This window comes from Priestia sp. ABM2_011 (assembly GCF_056158845.1).
The window spans coordinates 4094884-4113937 of sequence record NZ_JBSWUB010000001.1 but is presented as its reverse complement, the minus strand read 5'-3'; the positions used below and the strand labels follow the sequence as shown (position 1 = coordinate 4113937).

Genomic DNA, 19054 nt, shown 5'->3' with positions numbered 1-19054 from the left:
ATCTTTTATAGAAAACGATAAATAGAATTGACACGTTATCAAAGCAGTTGTATAGTGAGTACGCAAGGCGGCAGTCTGTCTTTTTTAATCCTTAGTAAACTTATAAGTTAAATAAAATATTTAAGTACTATATAAGGAGACAAAGAGATGAAAAATGAATTCCGTTTGGCAACAAATGACGACGCGGATAACTTATTGAACTTAACTCTACAAGCATATAAGCCTATTCGAGAGCTAGGCATTCCTTTCTTAGCAGCTACTGCTGATCTTGCCCTCGTTAAGAAAAATATTTCTCAAAACCTTTGCTATGTATACGAAGAAGATAAAAGAATCGCTGCCACTGTATCTATACGAATGCCTTGGGGAGAACATCCAGGTCCGTTTGCTGTTCCACACTTTTGGTGGTTTGCAGTGGACCCGTCGTTTGCCAGGAAAGGCGTTGGATCTAAGCTGCTGCATCTAGTAGAGGAAGAGGTAATAAAAAATACGTTTAAATCGCCAGGTGTGTCTTTAGGAACAGCAAAAGAACATCCTTGGTTAGTTGAGATGTATGAACGAAAAGGATATGTTCAAGCTAAAGAAAAGCACCTTGCAGAAGGCTATACGACCGTATTTCTTTATAAAAAATTCAATGAGGTACACTCTTTGTCGTAAAAGATAGAGAAGTGGTCTAAATTAAGAAATGTGAAAGAGTGATAAATATGACAGATCAATTACTACTAAATACGCTAATAGACATACGCCGTGAGCTGCACCGGTTTCCAGAGCTTTCAATGAAAGAATATGAAACAACTAAACGTATTAAAAAGTGTTTAAAGCACTACGATATTTCTATAGCGGATGCATTACATTTAGACGTGGGAGCAGTAGCGGAAATTGTGGGAGGAAAGCCGGGACCTACTATCGCTATTCGAGCTGATATTGATGCGCTGCCAATTGAAGAAAAAACCAATCTGCCATTTGCTTCTGAAGTGAACGGTGTTATGCACGCATGCGGCCATGATTTTCATACGGCTTCTATAATCGGAGCAGCCATTCTTCTCAAAGAGCGTCAGCAGGAGCTTTGCGGTACGGTTCGATTCATCTTTCAACCGGCCGAAGAAACGGCTTCTGGGGCAAAAATGCTCGTTGAAAAAGGTGTGCTCGAAGGAGTAGAAGCGATATTTGGAATGCATAACAAACCGAATCTTCCTGTAGGAACCATTGGTGTCAAATCGGGACCTTTAATGGCAAGCGTTGATCGTTTTGAAATTGACGTCAAAGGAGTAGGCGGTCACGCAGGTATTCCAGAAAAAACAGTAGATCCGATTGCTGCTGCTGGTCAAATTGTTACTAGTTTACAAACCATTGTCAGCCGTAATCTCAGCCCATTTCAAAATGTTGTTGTCAGCATAACTCAAATCCACGGAGGGAGCTCGTGGAACGTCATTCCTGACAAAGTAACGCTTGAAGGAACGGTGCGTACCTTTCAAGAAGAAGCGAGAGAAAAAATACCGGCTCTTATGAAACGATTTGCTGAAGGGATTGGAGCAGCTTTCGGGGCTTCAGTAGACGTTAAATGGTATCCGTATCTTCCTGTAGTAAACAATGATGATACGCTGGAAAAATTGGTTATTAACGCTGCAGAGAATCTTAGTTATCAAGTCGTAGAAGCTGAACAATCGCCTGGAGGAGAAGATTTTGCCGTATATCAGCAGCGTGTACCAGGATTTTTTGTATGGATGGGTACGGCTGGAGAATATGAATGGCACCATCCTTCTTTTTCATTAAATGAAGAGGCATTACTTGTAGCAGCTTCTTATTTTGCTAATCTAAGCTTTGACTTTTTGAATTCATTCCATTACCAAAAAAATTAAAATATTTTTATTTTTCTATTTACGCGGATGGAATTGTTTGATAAAATAAATTTTAAATTAAAAAAGTTATCACGAGTGGACGAGAAATCTGGCTCTTTGACTCCACAGCAACCTACGAATGTAAGGTGCTCCTACCAGCAAAGCATGTGCTTTGGGTGATAAAACGGGTGAAAAACTCATTTTGCATCAAAGCAAAATGAGTTTTTTTTATTTTTCTAAAAGGAGAGGGTTTTATGAGTCATACAGCAGTTGCAGCACATACAGGAGAGAAAGCATTAAAGGAAGCCGTAAAATTATTAGGAAAGCATTATCAAGTAGCTTATCGTGAATTAGAAACATTTTATGAAATTGTGGTCGAAAACCATGTTCGTACATATGCTGTAGGCATAGATATTAAAGATGTACAAAAAGCAAATGAACTAGAAATTTATTCATCATGCTGTTCCAAGCTTGAGCGAGTAGGCTGTCTTTTATAGAAGTCTGCTCGCGCCTCTATTTTTAAAGTGTTTTTAAATAGAAAGCATGTTTTTTGACAATTGAAGAATCTGGTGGGTATAATCATTACTCACTAGGTTTTAAAATTAATCATAAATTGTCGAAATTTTTACACAAATTAAAGGTTACATTCGAAATGAATTGTGGTATGTTATAAAACAAGAATATTTTATGAAAGGAGCATTGAAATGGAAATGTCTCTTGAACATGGAAACGATGCAGGAAGCGAACAGCTTATTGATCGTATCCTAGACTTTTTAGAAGATGACGAAAAGTAAAAAAAAGAGTGTGCGGTGCTAGCCCTAGCCGCGCACTCTTTTTTTATCATGTGCGTCAAGGAAGCGCATACTATGATACATAGGGATAGAATGAAAGGGTCTCTGTCAAAGGGATTGACGAATCGTTTTGTTTGATGGAAAATTTAGAAAAAGGAAAGAGATGAAGGGTATGTCGAACAAAACATCTTTGTATCAAACAAAAGAACAGTTAAAGAAGCTTGTAAGCGAATTGGTTTCTATACCTAGCGTGACAGGAACGATGGCAGAAGTGGAAATGGCTGAATCGATGGCGTCGTATTTATTGAAGCTGCCTTACTTTCAAAAAAACGAGCAAGTTGAGCTTCATTCAACAGGAGACGGGCGATCGATTGTCACAGCTTTTGTTGAAGGAAAAAATACGAATAAAACAGTTGTATTAGTCAGTCATTACGATGTAGTGGATGTACAAGATTATGGACAGTGGAAAAAGGATGCTTTTCACGCTGATACGTTAACGAGTACTTTTTATAATGATATGGAACAAGTTCCGGCGCACGTACAAAAAGATATGGTAAAAGGAGACTGGCTTTTTGGCCGAGGAACGATGGACATGAAAGCAGGTATTGCTCTGCATATCAGTATGATTGAACGAGCATGCAACGGAGAGTTTGACGGAAACATCCTGCTTCTGTCGGTACCGGATGAAGAAGTAAATTCGCTCGGAATGAGAAAAGCAGTGCCTGTTCTTTTAGAACTTGCGTGCAAACATCAGCTGGATTTTTCTCTCATGCTAAATGCAGAACCAGTGTTCAGCCGCTATCCTGGTGATCAAACGAACTATGTGTACTCAGGATCGATTGGCAAGATCATGCCAAGCTTTTTGTGTTATGGAAAAGAAACTCATGTAGGGGAACCGCTAGCTGGTTTGAATGCTAATTTACTAGCTTCTTATTTAACAACAGAAATAGAACTAAACGTTGATTTTTGCGAAAAAGTAAGAGATGAAACGAGTCCACCTCCTACTGTGCTGATACAAAAAGATTTAAAAGAAGAGTATTCCGTTCAAGTTCCGCACTCTGCCGTTGTATTATTTAATTTATTTATGTTAAACCGCTCTCTTAAAGAAGTAACAGATCTGCTGTTGAAATCGGCTGACAAAGCGGCTTTGAATGTGAAAAAACATTATAATAAAGCTGCTCGGCAGTACGCTGTGGGAATGGAGGGTTCATCCCTTGACGTGAACGTATGGACGTATGAAGAACTTTATACTCATGCAGTCAAACAGCACGGTGAAAAATATGTGCAAGAAATGGAAGCGGCACTTTTGGCACAAGAAGATGATGACAGAAATAAAACCATTAAATTAGTAAACTCTTTAGCTGGTTTATGTAAAGAAGCAGCTCCGATGATAGTCTTATTTTTTACGCCGCCTTTTTACCCGGCCGTTTGTTCACATGATGATCTCTTTGTGCAAAGGATTTTGTCAAACGTACAGGCAGCTGCCAAAGAGCAATTCCAAGTGGAGCTAGTTGAACAAAGTTATTTTGGCGGAATTTCGGATTTAAGCTATGCCAGCCTGCAGCACCCGCTTCATACATTTAACACGTTAGTAGCCAATATGCCTCTATGGAATAAAGGATATCATATCCCGCTAGAAGAGCTAGAGGAGCTGAAGATGCCGGTGCTGAACATTGGACCGCTGGGAAGAGATGCGCATCAATGGACCGAAAGATTAGACGTTCAGTATTCCTTTGAGATTTTGCCTCACTTCATTTATCAAGCTATAAAAGAAGCACAGAAATAAACATCCGCCCGCGGATGTTTATTTGTTGAATTTAAAAGAAGCTCCTTGTACGGTAATTTGTTGCGGTGTTAGAGCGTGATCCAATTCAACCAAAAATGGACGCTCTCCAACTTTTTTTAATGTATCATGGACAACACCTTGTGTTCCGCTGCAAAAAATAAGGTTTCCTTCATTGACATATAGTTTTTGACAACGTGCATCAAGGAAAGAGTCTTTGTAGCTTTCGCCAGCCTGAACGTCCAGCAGTTTTGTCCATTTGCTGATGGATTCTTCAAGGTTATGTACAGCACAGTAAATGTTTTTTAGCTGCAGCTGACCGGCTTGATGGGAAGAAAGAGCAGCTAGCTTTGGCTTGCGTTTTTCTTCTGGTTCACCCCACTCAATAAAGAAAGGAAAAGGGAGGGCATCATGGTCATCTTCAATAAAACACATTTGCCATTGAAGTCTTTCTCCATCATTAGTTTGACGAGACCCCGCTACAGGGCCTTTTACAGTGTAGCCCTTGTCTTTCAGCTCGGTTATGAGCAAATCCATATCATCTGTACGAAGGGCAAATCGCCCAAAATGACCAAACGGCGTATGTTCGTTAACAAGCTGCTGAATAAGGTCATTATCTGTAACTGTTTGAGCTAATGCGATATCTGTAAGCCCAAGCCACTCAATATAGCTCAGGTGAAAATAAGCCAACGTGTTAAAAGTGCCCCATTTTTCATGGGTACCGCCTTTAATAACGTTGATTCCGTATTCGTTTAGTTCTTTCTGAGCTTTAATAGGATCAGGTGAAAAATGAACAAGGTGATCAAAAGATAGGCGCATGGATAGTCCTCCTTTTAAGAGAGAGTCTTTCCTATTATTATACTTTGTTTTCTCCTTCAAGAAGAATGAAACGAATAATTATGTAAAATAAAATAAAAAACAGAAATCGTTAAAAAAAGCAAGCCGCGTATGTTTTAGACTCGGCTTGCTTTAGAGTTAGTTAGCGACGGCAGCCATGCCCTTTAAAGCAGCAGCCAAATGATTTATTAAACCATGGATATGAGCAGCAAGGTGAACCGCAGCGACAGCGGCGACGGCTAGAACGGCGAGTAGTGCAGCGAGTAGAACGGCGAGTAGTGCGACGAGTAGAACGGCGAGTAGTGCGACGAGTAGTGCGGCGAGTAGTGCGACGAGTAGAACGGCGAGTAGTGCGACGAGTAGTGCGGCGAGTAGTGCGGCGAGTAGAACGGCGAGTAGTGCGGCGAGTAGAACGGCGAGTAGTGCGGCGAGTAGAACGACGAGTAGAACGACGACGAGAGCGTCTGTGAAGAGCAGTTGGCTCTTGGTACATAAATGTTTCAAGCTCAGTAGAAGCAAGTGCTTCTGTTGCTTCTCTAATTCTTTCAGCAGTGATATGCATATAAACACCTCCTGGCTAATTCGGTACATAATACAATATGTACAAGGAAGGTGTTTGGATATAGTGAAAACATGGAATTTGTCTAAATTTGTGAAAGAAATGGAGTGGTTTTCATGCTTCAAATCCTCGAACATCAAAGAGTGGATATCGCTCTTCAAATAGTAGCTGTGCAAGTAGAAGCTTATCAAGAAGAAGCAAGGCTCATTAGCTTTTCAGATATTCCTCAGCTTACAGAAAGCAAAGAAGATGTTATGAAAAGCAAGGAAGTGTTTATCGGAGAAATAATTGAAGGTAAGCTAGCAGGCGTGCTGTCGTTTGAAAAAGAAAATGAGCGATTAACGATTTGCCGCCTTGTTGTGCGTCCTCGTTACTTTCGAAAAGGAATCGGAAGCCGTCTTTTAACATATGTACTTCAAAGATATTCAGAATGTGAGTGTATGGTTTCCACAGCCGAAAAAAATACACCTGCGATTAAGCTATACGAAGCTCATCGGTTTTCAATTATAAAACACACTGCAGCTGCGGATAATCTTGTGTTAGTAACGATGAAAAGAGATTGAGACATAGCTAGATTAATCCAAAGACTAACAAATTGGCTACATGAGCTAGTAGGAATCGGCTGTTGATTTCCCTACAAGGCTTCGCTTTCCGCAGGAGTCTTCGCCTTGCCCTCCAATCACCAGCTAGAAGTACCTACATACATGAAACTTACGTTTACCATAGCAATAAAAAAATCCGAACGCGTTGGATTCTCCATCAAGAATCTCGATTCATCGTTCGGAATCTCCTTCAGCTAAAATACTTTTGTTTCAGCCTCTATGATGATAGTGTTTGCTCAGAATAATCTAGAGCTGTATGACGCTGAATCAGCAGTAAAGCAGCTAAAGTGACAACTGCTCCGATAATAAAAGGCAGCGTCATATTGAGTTTAAAGGCAAATGCACCAAGCAGAGGGCCAAAAATACGCCCTAAGCTATCCATTGAGGCAGTTAACCCTGAAGCAGAGCCATATCCTACTTTGGTTCTCATCGTAATTAATGAGAGGACACAAGGACGAATAAGGGCATTTCCTGCTGTAAATATGCACAGAAATAAGGTAGCATTAACGGCACTAGAAGATAACAAAATAGACGTAAATCCTATTGCTGAAACCAATAAGCCAATAGCCATCAGTTTTTTTTCATTTCCTTTTTTAAATCGCTGCAGTACACCGCCTTGAATCAGGGCTTGAGTTAAACCGCTCGCCATAAACATCCATCCGATTGTCGTGGGAGTAGCATTGATTTTCGCTATTTGAAAAAATTGAAAAGTAGCTTCTAAACCAGCGAGCGTAAAAGTAGCTAAAAATGAAAGAACATATAAATACTTCATAGCTCCTTGAAAATCTGACGTGAAGTCATGCCATCTGGATGTCTGTATTTTGGCAGCAGGTTCTTTTCGTAACGATTCTTTTAACGTAAAGAATGAGAACGCTGTCATAATCAGTGACAAGATACCAGAGATAACGAAGGGAACAAACAAGCCGAAAGACGAAAGGACACCGCCTAATGCCGGTCCAAAAATAAAGCCTAAGCCAATTGACATCCCTAACAGTCCTATTGCTTTCGTGCGGTTTTCTTCATCTGTACTATCAGAAGCGTATGCAAAAGCACAAGGAATAACAGCTCCTGCAAACAAACCTCCGATGATGCGTGACGTATACATCAGAGTCAGAGAGTTTTCTGCCACCGAAAAAAGAAAAAAGCTTGCGCTAAAGCCAAGTAAGCCCCAAAGTAAGATGGGACGGCGGCCTTTTATATCGGAAAGCTTCCCCCAAAAAGGTGCGGTAATAAAAGATGCGATCGAATAGCTAGCCATTAGTATCCCTAAATTGACCGTGCTTGCACCCGTGGCACTAATAACTTCAGGTACGATGGGGATGATCACTCCAAAGCCGACAAATACCATAAAAATAACAAACATTAACGTTCCAAGCTGTTTGTTCATATGCAATTAAGCCCCTTTCTCTGTAGAACATGCCGTGAGTTTAGTATACCAAATACAAAGACGTTTTTTACGTATATTTGGTAAAAAGCGCTTTATTTATAAGTGAAGAAAACATGTTAATATTTACCTGTTTCGCTGAAGCTGATACAATTAAAAGAAAAGGGACGTGAAGCGATTGCCAATATGGATTGTATTTGCTGGGATTATAGGCGGTCTTTTAGGATTTGGGGCGCTAGTGGATTATATAGCTAAAAAGAGAAGTATCGAGCTAGATCCAGAAGAAGGGATAAAGAACGCTTCTGATGCAGAACAAATCTATGTAGAAAATTATCTTTATCAAACAAAAGAAAATAACAATCACTTTCAATAAAAAAAGCTTGGAGAGAAATCTCCAAGCTTTTTTAATGCGGTAAAAAGATGAGCTGATAGAGAAATAAAACAGCAAAGACATACACAAGCGGATGAACTTGTTTGCCTTTTCCTTTTACCAGCTTCATTAACGGATAAGAAATGAAGCCAAGCGCAATTCCTGTTGCAATACTTGATGTAAGAGGCATTGCTAGAACAACTAAAAAGGCAGGGAACGCTTCATCAAAGTCATTCCAATTAATTTTAGCTACAGCACCCATCATCAAGCTTCCGACAATAATTAATGCAGGTGAAGTAATAGCTGCTACGCCAGAAACCGAGCTTACAACCGGGCTAAAGAACGCTGCCACGATAAATAGAATGGCTACCGTCACGCCCGTTAGACCTGTACGTCCGCCTGCTGCTACACCAGATGAAGATTCAACGTAAGCGGTTGTTGGGCTTGTACCAAATAAAGCTCCAATCGTTGTACCAAATGAGTCAGCAAGCAATGCTTGACGCACGCGAGGCATCTTATTACCTTTCATAAGACCGGCCTGTTGAGCTACGCCTACCATTGTACCTGTTGTATCAAAAATCGTCACAAGTAAGAAAGAAAAAACAACTGTGTACAAATCATGATGAATAACATCTCCAAAAGCAGCAAAAGGATTTGAAATCATTAAGCCATCTGGAAGGTGAGGGGCAGCAAACAAACCTTTATCAAATGAAAGCTGTCCTCTAAAGAAAGCAATTAATCCGGTAATAATCATACCGAAGAATAAAGCGCCGTTTACATTCAGCGTATATAAAATGATTGTAATCGCAAGTCCGATTAGTGTTAAAACTACTTTTTCAGACTGCAAATCACCAAGTCCGATTAAATTTGATTTATTTGCAACAATAATACCAGCTGAACGAAGCCCGATAAAAGCAATAAATAAACCGATACCAGCACTGATTGCGTGCTTTAAATTGTTTGGAATAGCTTCAATTAATTTTTCACGAAACGATGTTAACGATAGGATGATAAAGATAATACCCGCTACAAATACAGCTGAAAAAGCAGTAGCATAGTCGATACTTCCATTTGAACCAACAACTAAAGCAGCAAAGTATGCGTTCATTCCCATACCGGGAGCAATAGCGATTGGATAGTTAGCTGCAAGAGCCATCCATAGCGTAGCTACGACTGCTGAAATAATAGTAGCTGTAAATACTTGATCAAAAGGAACGCCGGCGCTGGACAAAATAACTGGGTTCACAATGACGATATAAATCATGGTTAAAAACGTTGTAATACCAGCTAAAATCTCCGTTTTAGCATCCGTGTTATATTCTTTTAACTTAAACATAAGTAACCTCCAAAAATAACGAACATTAAAAGCAACATGATATATAATATTCGTTTTTTACTTGAAATGCAATAGATTTGCATATAAAAAATCAAAAACTAAAAAAGTGACGATAAAAGAGCTAAAACAAGTGTGAAATATTTCTTTTTTTCGGTGCTTTTTATAGTGTGCGCGTATAGAAGAGGCTCATACGAAAAAAGCCGCTTAGGCTATAGCGGCTATGTTGCTTGTTTTGAGGAAACGACTATCGGAAATTTTATTTTAATGGAAAGAGTTAAATCGTGATAGGTATATTCCAAGCGTCCTTGGTAGTTGGAAACAAGTTCAGAAATGATCCACGTGCCAAGGCCTTCGTGGTGTTCTTTCTTTTCTGTCACATGAAAAGAAGTAAACAAGTGATCTTGACGCTCTCGTGATAAAGGAGCGGTAGAATTGCTGACTTCTAAAATGTAAATGCCACTTCGAATCATACTCGAAACGGTTATCTCTTTTTTCTCAGAAGAATGAGCGGCTTCTAAAGCATTATGCAGTAAATTCATGATGAGATTCATTTGGTCAAGGTGCTTTAAAGGCAGCTGTGATAACGGTGAATCTAATTGAACATTCATATGTATTCCCCACGTATGTGCTTGATTCTTGCTTTGATGTACAACAGAAGCAACGTGCGAATGTTCACCTTGAATATATGAATGGGTATCATTCAAAGCTTCAACGTAATCTTGAATATACTCTTGTGCCTGCTGTCTTTGGTTTGTTTCTAGAAGATAGGATACGGCGCTGACATGTTTAATAAAATCATGTCTTTCAGCTCTTAACGCTTGAAAAAGCTCATTGTTTTTTTGAATTTCACGTGAAGCACTGCTTTCCCGGTTAGCGACGAATATGTATTGTTGATAAGACGAAAACATGTCGGTCATGTAACCAATCATTGCGATAACGGTTAGGACAATACTAAGAGGTGAAGATAGGCTAAATAAAAGCAGAAAAAAAGACGTCAGTACGATTGCTTTTTTTATCGTTAGTGAAGGAGCCGTTTGATATTTCTTTCTCCATATAAAAAATGAACCAATTATAAAAGAACTAAGTAGGAGATGTAAACTAACAGGCAGGTCTTTAAAAAAGAGGAGCACGAAAACAGTTAGTAAAACTAGTGTGTAAAATAGTTTCATTTTAGATAGTCCCTCCTTTAAAAGTACTCTTTTTGCAAGATGTCTAAATTTGTTTTCGTGATTAAAGCTGTTTTTTCGGTGCTTTGAAACATCACGGAGTAGGAGTGCTTAGTATACAGGGAGAAATTTTGAATATAGGAAATGTTGATAATAAAAGCTCGATGCGACCTTAGAAAATGACTCGCTGTTAATTCTTTTTCAATTTCGTTTAATGATTGATAGGTACTAAATTCTCCATTTGTCGTTATGATGGTGGTAGAGCGACCCGTTCGCTCTGCAAATATAATATCTTGTTTGTTCAGCACTTGCATTTCGGTTTTTTGTTTTAAAATAAGCTTATCTCTTGTATCAGTTGATTGTTTTTTTTGATGAAAACGCTGAATGCCTTTTAACAGACGCTCTTTAGAATAAGGCTTCATAATGTAGTCCAAAACGTTGAGTTCAAATGCATGAACGGCAAAGCCGCTGTGCCCAGTGACAAAGATGACTTGAATATCAAGTGCGTAAGCATTGATAAAGTCTGCAAGCTCATAACCTGATAGCTTTGGCATTTCAATATCTGTAATTAATAAATCAATTTTATTTTTTTTAATTTCGTTATAAGCTTCCTCCGCGCTGCTAGTCGAAAAAAGTATGTCTATATCATCTTCTCTTTCTAAAGAAATCCTCAATTTTTCTAAATCATATGAATGATCATCCACTAATCCTACCTTCATAAATAAAAACCCTCTTTGTTTTATTCTATTGGATATTACCACACTATTTTACCATGATTTACAAGATGGAAAGGACGTTTCGCGACATTAAAAACCCTCTTTATGACAAGATGGAAGATGCTGTATAAAAAATAAGCTAAGATAGAGTCAATCACAGTAAAAGGGGAGAGCGGATATGATTGAAATCAAAGGTGTGACGAAATATTTTAAAGAGAAAAAGCAAACAATTGCAGCTGTTCAAGATATTCATGTAACCATCGCACAAGGAGAAATTGTAGGACTATTAGGTGAAAATGGAGCGGGGAAAACAACTCTTTTACGTATGCTGTCGACTGTACTTGAACCATCGGAAGGTAATATGTTCATTCACGGAATTAACATTCATAAACAGCCTGATAAAATAAAACAAAAAATCGGCGTCCTTTTTGGCGGTGAAACAGGTTTATACGACCGTTTGACTGCGCGTGAAAACTTAGCTTATTTTGCTAAGTTTTATGGAATGAGCAAACATGAAACAAAGATAAGGATTGAGGAACTGGCCAAACGTTTTGGAATGAAAGACTACTTGGACCGCCGCGTCGGAGGCTTTTCAAAAGGGATGCGTCAAAAAGTAGCCATTGCACGCACTATTCTTCATAACCCGGACGTTATCCTATTTGATGAACCGACTACAGGATTAGACATTACATCAGCAAACATGTTTCGTGAACTTATTAAAAGTCTGCAAAGAGAAGGAAAAACGATTGTTTTTTCCAGTCACATTATGGAAGAAGTGGAGATGCTGTGTCAATCTATCATTATGATTCATAAAGGAAAAATAATTTATCAAGGAACAAATGAACAGCTGTATAAAGAAGAGGAAAGTACAGACTTAAACTACATCTTTATGTCGCGTATCGTGAGGGGGGCTTAATATGATTTGGCATATTTATAAAAAAGAGTTAATAGATTGTTTGCGAGATCGCAAAACGATTATCTTTAGCGTGTTGATTCCGATTTTATTAAATGTAGGGATTATCTTTTTTGCAGACAAAATGATGGCTAGTGATCAAACAGATTCCATGTCTGTAGCTGTTACAAAAGATTCTGATGCCAGTGTGATCGACTGGTTAAAAAACGATGACAATATTAAAGTAATTGAAAGCAGAAATCCACTCAGTGCTGTAGAACAAGGGAAAGCGTTAGCGGCGTTAAAGCTACCAGACGATTTTTCTTCAGAAGTGCGTAAGATGAAATCGCAAGAAGTTACTGTTTATACGGATTCAGCGAGCATGAACTCAGGTGCTACCGCAGAGTATATACAAAATATACTGAATAAACATCGAGAAGCTATAGTTAGCGAACGCTTAGACCAACTAAATGTGAATAGTCAAACGATAGCTCCGTTTAATGTGGTTGAAAAAGGAGTCTCTAAAGAAGATGACGGCTCTTTAACAATGATTGCGATGTTTGCGCCAATGATTATCATTATGGGCGTTTTTGGGGGGATTCTTCCTTCAGCAAATGATATTTTTGCAGGTGAAAAAGAACGGAAAACAATGGAAGCTTTATTGATGTCTCCTGTAAAACGAACGCAATTACTGGTTGGGAAATGGCTTACTATCTCTACATTCGGTATCGTAAGCGGCCTTTTGTCTACATTGGCATTTGTTTTCTCTGTACGTTATTTAACAACTATATTAAATGATGCACTGCAGCTTAAGGGTCATGTTACAACCTTTATCTTCTCGTTTTTAGTCACCCTTACCCTGCTAGCGCTGCTAGGAGCCATAGTATTGTGTATCCTTAGCCTTTTAGCAAGTTCCGTTAAAGAAGCTCAAAGCTACACATCCCAAATTATGATGGTAGCGATACTTCCATACTTTTTACTGATGGGAAAATCCGTACATGAACTGCAACCAAGCGGATTTTTAATTCCTATTTATAACGTATTTGCACTTATGAAACAGCTTCTCTACGGTGTCTATGACATGCAGAGTCTCGTTTATACAATAGGAAGCTTATCGGTTTGTACGGTTGTTTTATTATCGGTTGGTTATACGATGTTTACCAAAAGCCGCTGGGTGCTTGGTAAAGGGTAAGAGATTGGGCAAAAGTAGTTTAGTTGAAGGAAGGTCCGAACGAGTAATCGTTCGGATTTTTCTATTGGAATGGTGAACGTAGGTTTCAAGTATGCAGTTAGTTGCTTCTAGCTGTGGGTTGGAGGGAAAGAGCAACAAAAAGAGAATGTAGAAAGAAAGGGGAGTGAGACAGTTGCATCCTATTATAATAGAAGAAATTCCTCATTCGATAAAAAAGTATGTAAAGCAAATCGAAAAAGTGACTTTTCCGAAGCAAGGGTGTACCTCAGATGTTGGTATCCTTCATACGGCTAGAGGGAGATATGTTTTAAAACGGACAAAAAGGGAAAAGTACAGAAAATGGTTATATAAGGAATATTATGTATTAAAAAATATACAGGCACTGGCGGACTTTCAAAGCCCGAGCGCTTACAAGTTTGTTCAAACAGCAGAAGAGAGCTGGATGCTGCTAGAATTTTTTGAAGGAAAGACGGTAAGAGAGTATTTAGAGAAGGAAGATAATGAAAAAAAGCGTGAGCACGTTGTCTATGAAATGGGGCATCTTCTTGCTCGTATTCACAATGCTGAGTGTCCAGAACGATTAGTGAGTAAGCAGCCGTGGATCCACCGAATGCTGCAAGAGGCAGAGTACAATTTAACCCACTATGAGGTATACGGAAATCAACGGCTGCTAAAACAACTGCAGAAGCAAAACATGATATGCAAACAAGAGGTACTTATTCACGGAGACTACACGATTGATAATGTACTTGTACACGACGGTCAGATAACAGCTGTTATTGACTGGAGCGGAGGAACTTTAGGAGACGCTCGTTATGATATGGCGCTGGCTGTTCGTTTCGAAGACGGAATCTTTACAGGTAAAGAGCGCGCGTGTTTTTTTAAAGGATACGGCAAGGGGATTTCACAGTACGAATTTTGTTATTTTGCAGAAGGATTGTACGAGTTTTTCTAAGCAATAATGACATCATTTTCTTCATTTGTTGAACGTCCACTTTCTTTGACGAATTCATACTAGTTTTGTCACGTATGAAGGGATTTAAAGATTTCTCTCGAAATGGCTAGTAAATGAAAAAATGGAGGGATGGAACATGACGATGAAAACGGTGGATGTGGCAAAGTCGCTGGGAATACATCCAAGTACGGTATTAAAATGGGTTAAAATGGCGGATATCGAGCTAGAGAGAAATGAATCGGGACACTGTGAGTTTACAGAAGAAAATATTGAAGCACTTAGAGACTTTCAAAAAAACCGCAATCGTCAAGCCGTCGTCAAAGTGGTAGAAAAAGTAGTAGAAAAAGAGGAAGTCGTTATATCTGATGAACGTGCACAAGATATGCAAAAGCAGCTTGATCAGCTTTTTTTAAGACTGATTGAAAATGAAAAGCGTACAGAAGAAAAAGCGGGAGAAGTAGTGACCTTTCAAATTTTAGAGCATCGTTCAGAAATCGATCGGTTAAATAAAGTTATTACGAAATTAGAAAATCGAGTAGCGGAACTTGAAAGTCAGTTGAAAAGTGAAGACAGCTTAAAAGGTAAAAAGCCTGTTCCAAGATGGAGAAGCTTTTTAACCGGTATTTTTAGCTACTAGCAGCGATTTACCATAACGGTAAATCGCTTTTTTTATGGAATTTTATGAAAAATACATCAATTCGTACAGAATTGTGGAAAAAAATCTCAATAATAGTTGACGAAACGCTTAGTAATTTGATAAAACTAATTAAGTTAAGAAAGTGAAATACTTTCGTAAATACATATTCGTTATCATGCGATAGCGTTAAGGAGAGTGACAAGTGAAAAAAAGAGAAGAGCTCGTTCAAGAAATGGAGACGCTGTTTCGCTTTGTGTTCAGACAGCTTCGCCAAGAAATTAATGAAGTATACAATTCAGAGCTATCAACAAATGAATTTATGGTGCTTCGTATGCTGGTTGATTCCGGCAGGCAGCGATCAACTGATTTATCCAAGTATCTTCAAGTGTCAGCAAGCCACATTACGGCGGTAACCGACTTGCTTTTGTCAAAAGGCTACATTGCACGCAAACGGTCTGAAAATGATCGACGTATTATTGATATTGAACTGACCAAAGAAGGGCAAGATATTTTTAATGTGATTCAAGAAAAAAAACGAGCGTATTTCCTTGAGCGGTTTGAGCACTTTACAGATAAAGAAATTGAAACGATGAATAAACTGTTTCACAAAATTAAAGGTGATCAAAAATAAAGCGCTTTAAATGCGGAAGAATAATCAGTGAAGATGAGCTTCACTGATTATTTTTTTGTCTTAAAACGGAAAGAGTACAAGAAGCAAGTTAGTTGGTGAGAACATCAAATCAGCGTATAATAATAGAAAGAATACATGAAGGAGGTCATCTTTTTGACAGAACAATATGAAGTAGCAACTTTTGCCGGCGGCTGTTTTTGGTGTATGGTGAAGCCCTTTGATGAACAGCCAGGCATTATAAAAGTTGTATCTGGCTATACAGGCGGTCACAAAGAGAACCCGACGTACAAAGAAGTATGCTCAGAAACAACGGGTCACTATGAAGCGGTCCAAATTACATTTGACCCAGAAGTTTTTCCATATGAAAAGCTTTTAGAACTATACTGGCCTCAAATTGATCCAACGGATGCAGGCGGACAATTTGCGGATCGAGGCGATTCATATCGAACAGCTATCTTTTATCACAATGAGCACCAAAAGGCACTAGCTGAAGAATCCAAGCAACAATTAGAAGCAAGCGGTCGTTTTTCTGAACCAATTGCCACACAAATTCTACCGGCAAAACCGTTTTACGAAGCGGAAGAATACCATCAAGGTTATTATAAGAAAAATAAATTCCGCTATGCTATGTATCGACGAGGATCTGGACGTGATCGTTTTATTAAAGAAAACTGGAAAGACTTTGGTCGCGACGAGCAGCTAAAAACGACATTAACGCCTATTCAATATGAAGTTACTCAAAATGACGCAACGGAACCTCCGTTTCGCAATGAATTTTGGGATCATACAGAAGATGGTATTTATGTAGATATCGTATCAGGAGAGCCGTTGTTTAGTTCAACTGATAAATATGATGCCGGATGCGGATGGCCGTCTTTCACAAAAGCGATTAATAAAGATGAAGTAAAAGAAAACATGGACGTTAGTCATAATATGGTTCGTACAGAAGTACGAAGCAAAACGGCTAACTCTCATTTAGGTCATTTATTTGATGATGGTCCGCAAGATGCAGGCGGTTTGCGTTACTGCATCAACTCAGCAGCTCTTCGATTTGTTCCGAAGGAAGATTTAGAAAAAGAAGGATACGGGGAATACGCTGTTTTATTTAACAAATAAAATAATATGAGAAAAAGAGCGTGATTCAACTTAAAGTTGGCTCACGCTCTTTTTGTGCTTTCTTTTGTTTTATTTTGGCTCGAATGAGGCTATAGAGAAAAAGGAAAGGAATGTAGCCATAAATAAAGTAAAAGCCGGTCATGGATAATCGTGTATTAAGCTGATTGATCGTTTCTCGATCATCAAAGAAAATAGAAAAACCAAGAAGGGCAATAAGAACTAATATGAGAAAAATCGTAGGCGGTTTATTAAATGTTTTACTAAATCCACGAATTGTACACCATACGCTGACAGCAATAGTAGGAAGAACGACTAAAAGCCACAGAGAAATTAAAATATATTCAAAACGCTGTAAAAATGGAATTTCAATAATTTTAGCCATCGTTAAAGTTGGCCAGATGGTATGGCCTAACTGTCCTTGACTAAAGTAAGCAAATGACACTAATGCCGTGCACAAATATAAAAAAGCACTGAACCAAATCCCAAGCTGACCCCATTTTTGGCTAGTAGCGCCATTTTTTATAAACGGATAGAAAAAAAGCACGGATTCAAATCCCAAATTCTCAAAGGTCATCATTTTAGTTGAAATTAAAAATTCCCATACGGTGTGATCGAATAAAGGAAATAGATTGTCCAGATGAGCATATTTTAACGGATAAATGAGCGCAAATAGGAGAGGTAAAGGCATAATAACTCCAAAAAAAGCAACTCCCGTAATGACACGAAATCCACCTGAAACCGTGTAGTAAATAATAGGCAAGTAAACGATTGATACAATCCATGTAGCTAACTGGGGAAACATCCATATTTGCAAAATTTCTACATACGTTCGGTAAATCGTTAATGCAAAGATAAAATAATAAATGGAAGCGGCAAGAGTTAAAGCTCCTCCAACGTATTTTCCGAAATATAATCGGTGTATATCAATTATATCGCTGTTCTCGCGAATTAAGATATTAAAAATCATCGCTAACAAAATACAGACGCTAATTGCAGCAAAAATGATAGATATCCAGGATTCATACCCAGCACCTTTCATAATATAGCGTTGAAATCCTAGTATCCCAACGCCAATCTGCGTAGAGTGCACTAAGAAAAAAAGAAAAGAGGGGGAAACTTGATTTTCTTCTTTAATTGTATTGTGCATCTTTTCTTCCTCCTAGTTGCTGATACCCGTTTGAATAAGGTGAACATGCGCTTTCACTTTAATGTTCATATTAGGATATTTCGCTTTAAATTCTTGACTGTTAAAATGACGTGTTTTACTTCGAGCATAGTCTGTGAAACAAATCGGATCAATTTTTTCTCGCTGAAGTTTTTTTATGAATGTATTACCGTTTTTTTCAATATCATTTTTCAGCTCCTTTTCTACCAGTTTAATACCTGAAGACGTGGTTAGATCAATCCAGCTAGGAAACTCTTTGACAAGACCATCAATTTTTACATGAGTAATGATTGCTGGATTGTGAGGATCTCCTTTTAGTTCATACGTTGTTTTTGTTCGTAAATTTTGGAGTATGACTTTTCCGCGCTGATTATTTTCTTTGATTTTCACGCCATAGCGTCCATGCTTAGTACCTGTTGTTAAAAGTTTGAATAAAAACGTTTCTTTTATTCCAACGGTGGTGGCCAACTCTTTTCCTTTAAACAAGGCGAGTCCTTTTAATTTAATGGCATCTTTGTCCTGCGTTAAGAGCGGAAGATACGCGTCGCGGTCATCACTGAAAAAACTGAATAAAAATATTTGCAAATTGGTATTTGGCAAATTTTCTGTTCGAATGTTTTGTTCGATTAAATTTGAAATAAACTGATAGTCCTTAATTTTCTTTTTCGTCACAGAGCTTAATAACTCATGGGCTTTACCGTCTACAATGCTTAATTTAATGTTACGGCCAAGGTCTGGGTTACGCGCGAGAATATTGACTAATTCATCCACTCCATGTTGGGCGAAATTTTCTCCAATGACTACGCTTCGCAACTGGCCAAAAGCGATAGGAAGTGAAGATTTGTTATTTAGCTGAAGAGGAACATCAAAGGCTGATTTTGCATTGGCCGCAATAATGCTTGGTTCTTCAGTTGGTCCATATTTATAGATAGGATATAAAATAGTGCCACGTACTTTTTTAGTGTCTGGATTATAGTCGTAGCCTAAAGAATTAACCACTTGAATTTCATCAATAACTTCCCGGTCTGCACAGCCGGCTAAACAAATGAGGCAAGCACATAAAATCATCGTTTTTTTCATGTTAGTT

20 protein-coding genes and 1 riboswitch are annotated in these 19054 nt (G+C 38.5%); of the genes, 12 read left to right on the top strand and 8 right to left on the bottom strand.

Annotated elements, in window-relative coordinates:
* The first annotated feature begins 147 nt into the window (after window positions 1-147).
* The 4 genes from ACXAE4_RS21845 (at window position 148) to ACXAE4_RS21830 (ending at window position 4412) form a co-directional block, all read left to right on the top strand.
* Window positions 148-654, top strand: a complete 507-nt coding sequence (locus tag ACXAE4_RS21845) for a GNAT family N-acetyltransferase (protein ID WP_274863463.1) — start codon at window positions 148-150, stop codon at window positions 652-654.
* A 47-nt stretch (window positions 655-701) separates the two neighbouring features.
* A complete protein-coding gene (locus ACXAE4_RS21840; RefSeq protein ID WP_289578807.1) occupies window positions 702-1856 on the top strand; it encodes an amidohydrolase in 1155 nt (384 codons plus the stop codon).
* A gap of 63 nt (window positions 1857-1919) precedes the next feature.
* Window positions 1920-2021: riboswitch (SAM riboswitch) on the top strand.
* A 68-nt stretch (window positions 2022-2089) separates the two neighbouring features.
* Complete coding sequence (locus ACXAE4_RS21835) at window positions 2090-2332, top strand: hypothetical protein (protein ID WP_028414204.1); 243 nt, start codon at window positions 2090-2092, stop codon at window positions 2330-2332.
* Between the two features lie 466 nt (window positions 2333-2798).
* Complete coding sequence (locus ACXAE4_RS21830) at window positions 2799-4412, top strand: M20/M25/M40 family metallo-hydrolase (RefSeq protein WP_289578808.1); 1614 nt, start codon at window positions 2799-2801, stop codon at window positions 4410-4412.
* Between the two features lie 18 nt (window positions 4413-4430).
* On the opposite strand, the gene ACXAE4_RS21825 is transcribed toward ACXAE4_RS21830, so the two are convergent.
* Window positions 4431-5228, bottom strand: a complete 798-nt coding sequence (locus tag ACXAE4_RS21825) for a VOC family protein (protein WP_289578809.1) — start codon at window positions 5226-5228, stop codon at window positions 4431-4433.
* Window positions 5229-5388: 160 nt separating this feature from the next.
* Window positions 5389-5808: a CotG/ExsB N-terminal domain-containing protein gene (locus ACXAE4_RS21820; protein ID WP_475236893.1), complete on the bottom strand. Its 420-nt coding sequence runs from the start codon at window positions 5806-5808 to the stop codon at window positions 5389-5391.
* 113 nt (window positions 5809-5921) lie between these two features.
* Here ACXAE4_RS21820 and ACXAE4_RS21815 point away from each other — a divergent pair, with 113 nt between their 5' ends.
* A complete protein-coding gene (locus tag ACXAE4_RS21815) occupies window positions 5922-6368 on the top strand; it encodes a GNAT family N-acetyltransferase (protein WP_033578349.1) in 447 nt (148 codons plus the stop codon).
* Between the two features lie 256 nt (window positions 6369-6624).
* On the opposite strand, the gene ACXAE4_RS21810 is transcribed toward ACXAE4_RS21815, so the two are convergent.
* The gene (locus ACXAE4_RS21810; protein ID WP_475236891.1) at window positions 6625-7794 is read right to left on the bottom strand and encodes an MFS transporter; all 1170 of its coding nucleotides are present in this window, start codon (window positions 7792-7794) and stop codon (window positions 6625-6627) included.
* Between the two features lie 175 nt (window positions 7795-7969).
* On the opposite strand from ACXAE4_RS21810, the gene ACXAE4_RS21805 reads away from it, so the two are divergent.
* A complete protein-coding gene (locus ACXAE4_RS21805; RefSeq protein WP_013082184.1) occupies window positions 7970-8164 on the top strand; it encodes a hypothetical protein in 195 nt (64 codons plus the stop codon).
* 31 nt (window positions 8165-8195) lie between these two features.
* Here ACXAE4_RS21805 and ACXAE4_RS21800 read toward each other — a convergent pair whose 3' ends face one another.
* The 3 genes from ACXAE4_RS21800 to ACXAE4_RS21790 form a co-directional block, all read right to left on the bottom strand.
* Entirely contained in the window at window positions 8196-9497 is a 1302-nt protein-coding gene (locus ACXAE4_RS21800; protein WP_098590977.1) for an NCS2 family permease, read from the bottom strand.
* A gap of 218 nt (window positions 9498-9715) precedes the next feature.
* Complete coding sequence (locus tag ACXAE4_RS21795) at window positions 9716-10666, bottom strand: sensor histidine kinase (protein WP_205664458.1); 951 nt, start codon at window positions 10664-10666, stop codon at window positions 9716-9718.
* 17 nt (window positions 10667-10683) lie between these two features.
* Window positions 10684-11382, bottom strand: a complete 699-nt coding sequence (locus tag ACXAE4_RS21790; protein ID WP_289578812.1) for a LytR/AlgR family response regulator transcription factor — start codon at window positions 11380-11382, stop codon at window positions 10684-10686.
* Between the two features lie 175 nt (window positions 11383-11557).
* Here ACXAE4_RS21790 and ACXAE4_RS21785 point away from each other — a divergent pair, with 175 nt between their 5' ends.
* The 6 genes from ACXAE4_RS21785 (at window position 11558) to msrA (ending at window position 16802) form a co-directional block, all read left to right on the top strand.
* Window positions 11558-12295, top strand: a complete 738-nt coding sequence (locus tag ACXAE4_RS21785) for an ABC transporter ATP-binding protein (RefSeq protein ID WP_289578813.1) — start codon at window positions 11558-11560, stop codon at window positions 12293-12295.
* A gap of 1 nt (window position 12296) precedes the next feature.
* On the top strand, window positions 12297-13463 hold the full coding sequence (locus tag ACXAE4_RS21780) for an ABC transporter permease (protein ID WP_289578814.1): 1167 nt from the start codon (window positions 12297-12299) through the stop codon (window positions 13461-13463).
* Window positions 13464-13635: 172 nt separating this feature from the next.
* Window positions 13636-14418 carry a phosphotransferase family protein gene (locus tag ACXAE4_RS21775; protein ID WP_475236887.1) on the top strand — a complete coding sequence of 261 codons (783 nt, stop codon included), beginning with the start codon at window positions 13636-13638 and terminating at the stop codon, window positions 14416-14418.
* A 136-nt stretch (window positions 14419-14554) separates the two neighbouring features.
* Window positions 14555-15055 (top strand): MerR family transcriptional regulator, encoded by a 501-nt coding sequence (locus ACXAE4_RS21770; RefSeq protein ID WP_033578357.1) that lies wholly within the window; start codon window positions 14555-14557, stop codon window positions 15053-15055.
* 202 nt (window positions 15056-15257) lie between these two features.
* Window positions 15258-15686 (top strand): MarR family winged helix-turn-helix transcriptional regulator, encoded by a 429-nt coding sequence (locus ACXAE4_RS21765; RefSeq protein WP_028414193.1) that lies wholly within the window; start codon window positions 15258-15260, stop codon window positions 15684-15686.
* A gap of 153 nt (window positions 15687-15839) precedes the next feature.
* Window positions 15840-16802: a peptide-methionine (S)-S-oxide reductase MsrA gene (msrA, locus tag ACXAE4_RS21760; RefSeq protein ID WP_080754393.1), complete on the top strand. Its 963-nt coding sequence runs from the start codon at window positions 15840-15842 to the stop codon at window positions 16800-16802.
* Between the two features lie 25 nt (window positions 16803-16827).
* On the opposite strand, the gene ACXAE4_RS21755 is transcribed toward msrA, so the two are convergent.
* Together ACXAE4_RS21755 and ACXAE4_RS21750 are read right to left on the bottom strand one after the other, a co-directional pair.
* Window positions 16828-17949 carry a GerAB/ArcD/ProY family transporter gene (locus tag ACXAE4_RS21755; protein ID WP_475236883.1) on the bottom strand — a complete coding sequence of 374 codons (1122 nt, stop codon included), beginning with the start codon at window positions 17947-17949 and terminating at the stop codon, window positions 16828-16830.
* A gap of 12 nt (window positions 17950-17961) precedes the next feature.
* Window positions 17962-19047 (bottom strand): Ger(x)C family spore germination protein, encoded by a 1086-nt coding sequence (locus tag ACXAE4_RS21750; RefSeq protein WP_099330742.1) that lies wholly within the window; start codon window positions 19045-19047, stop codon window positions 17962-17964.
* Window positions 19048-19054 lie beyond the last annotated feature (7 nt).

Bases quoted from the DNA above. Each gene is read 5' to 3' on its own strand.
- ACXAE4_RS21845 (WP_274863463.1), top strand. From the start codon at position 148: ATGAAAAATGAATTCCGTTTGGCAACAAATGACGACGCGGATAACTTA.
- ACXAE4_RS21840 (WP_289578807.1), top strand. From the start codon at position 702: ATGACAGATCAATTACTACTAAATACGCTAATAGACATACGCCGTGAG.
- ACXAE4_RS21835 (WP_028414204.1), top strand. From the start codon at position 2,090: ATGAGTCATACAGCAGTTGCAGCACATACAGGAGAGAAAGCATTAAAG.
- ACXAE4_RS21830 (WP_289578808.1), top strand. From the start codon at position 2,799: ATGTCGAACAAAACATCTTTGTATCAAACAAAAGAACAGTTAAAGAAG.
- ACXAE4_RS21825 (WP_289578809.1), bottom strand. From the start codon at position 5,228: ATGCGCCTATCTTTTGATCACCTTGTTCATTTTTCACCTGATCCTATT.
- ACXAE4_RS21820 (WP_475236893.1), bottom strand. From the start codon at position 5,808: ATGCATATCACTGCTGAAAGAATTAGAGAAGCAACAGAAGCACTTGCT.
- ACXAE4_RS21815 (WP_033578349.1), top strand. From the start codon at position 5,922: ATGCTTCAAATCCTCGAACATCAAAGAGTGGATATCGCTCTTCAAATA.
- ACXAE4_RS21810 (WP_475236891.1), bottom strand. From the start codon at position 7,794: ATGAACAAACAGCTTGGAACGTTAATGTTTGTTATTTTTATGGTATTT.
- ACXAE4_RS21800 (WP_098590977.1), bottom strand. From the start codon at position 9,497: ATGTTTAAGTTAAAAGAATATAACACGGATGCTAAAACGGAGATTTTA.
- ACXAE4_RS21795 (WP_205664458.1), bottom strand. From the start codon at position 10,666: ATGAAACTATTTTACACACTAGTTTTACTAACTGTTTTCGTGCTCCTC.
- ACXAE4_RS21790 (WP_289578812.1), bottom strand. From the start codon at position 11,382: ATGAAGGTAGGATTAGTGGATGATCATTCATATGATTTAGAAAAATTG.
- ACXAE4_RS21785 (WP_289578813.1), top strand. From the start codon at position 11,558: ATGATTGAAATCAAAGGTGTGACGAAATATTTTAAAGAGAAAAAGCAA.
- ACXAE4_RS21780 (WP_289578814.1), top strand. From the start codon at position 12,297: ATGATTTGGCATATTTATAAAAAAGAGTTAATAGATTGTTTGCGAGAT.
- ACXAE4_RS21770 (WP_033578357.1), top strand. From the start codon at position 14,555: ATGACGATGAAAACGGTGGATGTGGCAAAGTCGCTGGGAATACATCCA.
- ACXAE4_RS21755 (WP_475236883.1), bottom strand. From the start codon at position 17,949: ATGCACAATACAATTAAAGAAGAAAATCAAGTTTCCCCCTCTTTTCTT.
- ACXAE4_RS21750 (WP_099330742.1), bottom strand. From the start codon at position 19,047: ATGAAAAAAACGATGATTTTATGTGCTTGCCTCATTTGTTTAGCCGGC.